4 protein-coding genes are annotated in these 4,672 nt (G+C 71.4%); all 4 read right to left on the bottom strand.

The window, feature by feature from the left end:
* Window positions 1–202: 202 nt before the first annotated feature.
* Window positions 203–1,201 carry a sugar phosphate isomerase/epimerase family protein gene (locus GTW40_RS09710; protein WP_161179762.1) on the bottom strand — a complete coding sequence of 333 codons (999 nt, stop codon included), beginning with the start codon at window positions 1,199–1,201 and terminating at the stop codon, window positions 203–205.
* Between the two features lie 13 nt (window positions 1,202–1,214).
* Window positions 1,215–2,510, bottom strand: a complete 1,296-nt coding sequence (locus tag GTW40_RS09705) for a Gfo/Idh/MocA family oxidoreductase (RefSeq protein WP_161179761.1) — start codon at window positions 2,508–2,510, stop codon at window positions 1,215–1,217.
* 62 nt (window positions 2,511–2,572) lie between these two features.
* Window positions 2,573–3,613: a substrate-binding domain-containing protein gene (locus GTW40_RS09700; protein WP_161179760.1), complete on the bottom strand. Its 1,041-nt coding sequence runs from the start codon at window positions 3,611–3,613 to the stop codon at window positions 2,573–2,575.
* 78 nt (window positions 3,614–3,691) lie between these two features.
* The gene (locus GTW40_RS09695; protein ID WP_161179763.1) at window positions 3,692–4,669 is read right to left on the bottom strand and encodes an ABC transporter permease; all 978 of its coding nucleotides are present in this window, start codon (window positions 4,667–4,669) and stop codon (window positions 3,692–3,694) included.
* Window positions 4,670–4,672 lie beyond the last annotated feature (3 nt).

Here is a 4,672-nt window from a genome sequence, read left to right as displayed (position 1 = left end):
GCGCCGATGAGCAGCGCCGCGCCGCACAGGGCCAGGGCGGTACGCAGCCGTGGCGGCCGGGTGGGGGTACCTGTGGGGCGGTCGTTCCCGTGCACGTGTGCCTCCAGATGGGGCGGATCGTACGGGCGGGTGCGGGTGCGCCGGGATGCGCCGTCATCCCGGTGGGGTGGGGAGTTGCCGGGGGCGGGGAGCCCGTGGTGGGTCAGTTGCCGAAGGCCGCGTCGAACGAGGCCGACGGCGGGTCGAAGTCGTACGCCTTGAGGCGGGCCAGGGCCTCGGGGGCGCCCTGGAGCCGGTCCATGCCGGCGTCCTCCCACTCCACGGAGACCGGACCCCGGTAGTCGATGGACCGCAGCATCCGGAAGACGTCCTCCCAGGGCACGTCTCCGTGTCCGGCGGAGACGAAGTCCCAGCCCCGGCGCGGGTCGCCCCAGGGCAGATGGGAGCCGAGGCGTCCGTTGCGGCCGTCGAGGCGCTTGCGGGCCTCCTTGCAGTCGACGTGGTAGATCCGGTCGCGGAAGTCCCAGAGGAAGCCGACCGGGTCGAGGTCCTGCCACACGAAGTGGGAGGGGTCGAAGTTGAGCCCGAAGGCGGGCCGGTGATCAACGGCGGCCAGAGCGCGCCGAGTTGTCCAGTAGTCGTAGGCGATCTCGCTGGGGTGGACCTCGTGGGCGAAGCGCACGCCCTCCGCGTCGAACACGTCGAGGATCGGGTTCCAGCGCTCGGCGAAGTCGTCGTAGCCGCGCTCGATCATCGCCTCGGACGCGGGCGGGAACATGGCGACGAGGTGCCAGATGGCCGAGCCGGTGAAGCCGATCACGGTGTCGACGCCGAAGGCCGCGGCGGCGCGGGCGGTGTCCGCGATCTCGGCGGCCGCCCGCCTCCGTACGCCCTCGGCGTCGCCGTCGCCCCAGATCCGGGCGGGCAGGATGGCCTGGTGGCGTTCGTCGATGATGGCGTCGCAAACAGCCTGTCCGACGAGGTGGTTGGAGATCGCCCAGCATTTCAGGCCGTACTTGTCGAGGAGTTGATGGCGCGACTCCACGTACGACGGGTCCGCGAGCGCCTTGTCGACCTCGAAGTGGTCGCCCCAACAGGCGAGTTCGAGTCCGTCGTAGCCGAAGTCGCGGGCGAGGCGGCAGACCTCCTCCAGCGGGAGGTCGGCCCACTGGCCGGTGAACAGGGTGAAGGTGCGGGGCATGGCGGGGCCCTCCTCAGACCGCGATCGGGGTGTAGACGGAGTTCTTCGCCGCGCTCTCCTCGACGGCGGCCAGGACGCGCTGCACCTGGAGTCCGTCGGCGAAGGACGGCTCGGGCCTGCGGCCCTCGGCGAGGGCGTGCACGAGGTCGCGGACCTGGTGGACGAAGGTGTGCTCGTAGCCGAGTCCGTGCCCCGGCGGCCACCAGGCGTCCAGGTAGGGGTGGTCGGGCTCGGTGACGAGGATGCGGCGGAAGCCCGCGTGCGTGGCGCCCTCGGTGGCGTCGTGGTACTGCAGCTCGTTGAGCCGTTCCAGGTCGAAGGCCAACGAGCCGCGCTCGCCGTTGAGTTCGAGGCGCAGGGCGTTCTTGCGGCCGGTGGCGTAGCGGGTGGCCTCGAAGGAGGCGAGGGCGCCGGAGGGGAAGCGGGCGGTGAAGACGGCGGCGTCGTCCACGGTGACCTGGCCGGTCCCGGCGGCGGTGACGGCGGCCAGGCCGCTGGTGGGCGCGCTCGGCAGGGGCCGCTGTCGTACGAAGGTCTCGGTGAGGGCGGAGACCCCGGAGAGCGTCTCGCCCGCGAGGTACTGGGCGACGTCGATGATGTGCGCGCCCAGATCGCCGAGCGCGCCCGATCCGGCCGCCTCCTTGCGCAGCCGCCAGGTCAACGGGAACTCCGGGTCCACCAGCCAGTCCTGGAGGTACGCCACCCGGACGTGCCGCAGGGCGCCGAGCCGCCCCTCGGTGATCATCCGCCGGGCGAGGGAGACGGCGGGAACGCGGCGGTAGTTGAAGCCGACCATCGCCAACTGACCGCGTTCGTACGCCTCTTCCGCCGCGCGGGCCATCGCCTCGGCCTCCTCGACCGTGTTGGCGAGGGGCTTCTCGCACAGCACGTGCTTGCCCGCGGCGAGGGCGGCGACCGCGATCTCGGCGTGGCTGTCGCCGGGGGTGCAGATGTCGACGAGGTCGACGTCGTCGCGGGCGATCAGGGCGCGCCAGTCGGTCTCGGTCGCGGCCCAGCCGTGCCGGTCGGCGGCGGCGCGGGCGGCCTCGCCGTCGCGGCCGCAGAGCACCGACAGGACCGGGCGGCGGGGCAGGTCGAAGACACGGCCCGCGGTGCGCCAGCCCTGGGAGTGGGCGGCGCCCATGAAGGCGTAGCCGACCATGCCGACGCGCAGCGGGGGTATCCCGACGGCCGGACGGTCGCCGCCCTCGGCCAGGCGATCCTCCGCTCCGGCCGGGCGTCCCTCGTCCCCCTCCGGCCGGTCGGTGCCGGTGGCCTGCGCCCCTGCTGACTGCTGCGGCTGTGCCATGCGGTGGGTCCTCTCCTCGTCCTCGTACGGGGTGGTGCCGTGCGGGTGCGGCAAGGGCCCCGTCACCGGAAGCCGGTGGGCATGTACTGGTCGACGTTGCCCTTGTCGACGACGGCCGAGTAGAGGGTGAGGGAGGCGGGGATCTCGAACTCGGCGAGGCCGCCGATGCCCTTGTTCTGGCCGAGGGCGCGGGCGAGGTCGATCGCGGAGGCGGCCATCGTCGGCGGGTAGAGGACGGTCGCCTTGAGCACGCTGTCGCCCCGCTTGATCGCCTGGAACGCGGCGAGCGCACCGGCTCCGCCGACCATCAGGAAGTCGTCGCGTCCGGCCTGCTCGATGGCGCGCAGCGCGCCCACGCCCTGGTCGTCGTCGTGGTTCCACAGGGCGTCGAACTTGGACTGCGCCTGCAGGAGTTGGGCCATCTTGGCCTGTCCGGACTCGACGGTGAACTCGGCGGCCTGGCGCGCGACCTTCTTGATGTTCGGGTAGTTCTTGAGCGCGTCGTCGAAGCCCTTGGTCCGCTGCTGGGTGAGTTCCAGATTGTCCAGCCCCGCCAGCTCGACCACGCGGGCGTTCGCCTTGCCCTTGAGCTTCTCGCCGATGTAGTGACCGGCGTTGAGGCCCATGCCGTAGTTGTCGCCACCGATCCAGCAGCGGTACGCCTGGGGACTGTTGAAGACCCGGTCGAGGTTGACGACCGGGATGCCCGCGCGCATCGCCTTCAGCCCGACCTGGGTGAGCGCCTTGCCGTCGGCGGGCAGCACCACCAGCACGTCGACCTTCTTGTTGATGAGGGTCTCGATCTGGCCGATCTGCGCGGCGGTGTCGTTGGAGCCCTCGGTGATCTCCAGCGTGACGTCGGAGTACTTCCTGGCGCGGCTCTTGGCGTTGTCGTTGATGGCGTTGAGCCAGCCGTGGTCGGCCTGCGGACCGGCGAAGCCGATGGTGACGGGCTTGCCGGGCTTGTCGTCGGCGACCGGCTGGTCGTTCGCGCCGGTCTTCTCGTCCTTGGACTCGTTGCTCGTACACCCGGCGAGCACGACGCCCGCGGAGACGGCGGCGCTCCCGAACAGCAGTCCTCTGCGACTGGGGAGGTGTGACATGGCGGTGAACCTTTCCTCGGGGCTCGGGTGTGCTCGGGTCGGGTCTCGGGTCTGCCCGGACGGTGGTCGCGGGTGCGCTCAGGTCGAGGTCGCGGTCCGGCGCTGGACCAGCACGGCGGCGACGATGATCGCGCCCTTGGCGATCTGCTGGACGTCGGTCTGGAGGTTGTTCAGGGCGAAGATGTCGGTGATCGTGGTGAAGATCAGGACGCCGAGCACGGAGCCGGTGATGGTGCCGCGTCCCCCGGTGAGCAGCGTGCCGCCGATGATCGCGGCGGCGATGGCGTCCAGCTCGTAGAGGTTGCCGTTGGTGTTCTGGCCGGAGCCGGACAGGATGATCAGCAGGAAGGCGGCGATCCCGCAGCACAGCCCGGACAGCAGATAGAGGTAGAGGCGCTGGCGGCGTACGTCGATGCCGGCGAGCCGGGCGGCCTCGGCGTTGCCGCCGACGGCGACGGTGCGGCGGCCGAAGGTGGTGCAGTTGAGCACCAGCCAGCCGATGACGGTGACGACGGCGAAGACCAGGACCAGCGGAGGGATGCCGAGGACGTAGGCGTCGCGCTCGCCGAGACTCAGGACCGAGTCGACGGTGACGATCTGCGTGCGCCCGTCGGTGATCTGGAGGGCCAGTCCGCGCGCCGAGGCCAGCATGGCGAGCGTGGCGATGAACGGGACCAGGCCGCCGTAGGCGACGAGCAGTCCGTTGACCAGGCCGCAGCCCACGCCGACGATCACCGCCGTGAAGAGGATGCCCGCGAACCCGAAGTCCTGGGTTGCCACCGTCGTCGCCCACACCGAGGCGAGGGCGACGATCGCGCCGACGGACAGGTCGATGCCGCCGGAGGTGATGACGAAGGTCATGCCGACGGTGACGACGCCGATCACCGAGGCCTGGGTGAGGACGAGTTGGAGGTTGCGGGTGTCGAGGAACTCGTCCGGCTTGGTGACCCCGCCGATCACGATCAGGACGGCGAGGACCCCGAGCAGGGAGAGGGTGCGGACGTCGGCGCGGCCCGCGAGCGCGCGCCAGGCGGGGGGCGGGGCGGCCGCGGGCACCTT

The organism is Streptomyces sp. SID4985 (genome assembly GCF_009863025.1).
Taxonomy (GTDB): domain Bacteria; phylum Actinomycetota; class Actinomycetes; order Streptomycetales; family Streptomycetaceae; genus Streptomyces.
Note: the sequence above shows the minus strand (reverse complement) of the source record. Positions and strands in the feature narration are given on the sequence as shown.

What these genes read in the sequence shown, in the direction of transcription:
- GTW40_RS09710 (WP_161179762.1), bottom strand. Translation starts at nt 1,201, where the DNA reads ATGCCCCGCACCTTCACCCTGTTCACCGGCCAGTGGGCCGACCTCCCG.
- GTW40_RS09705 (WP_161179761.1), bottom strand. Translation starts at nt 2,510, where the DNA reads ATGGCACAGCCGCAGCAGTCAGCAGGGGCGCAGGCCACCGGCACCGAC.
- GTW40_RS09700 (WP_161179760.1), bottom strand. Translation starts at nt 3,613, where the DNA reads ATGTCACACCTCCCCAGTCGCAGAGGACTGCTGTTCGGGAGCGCCGCC.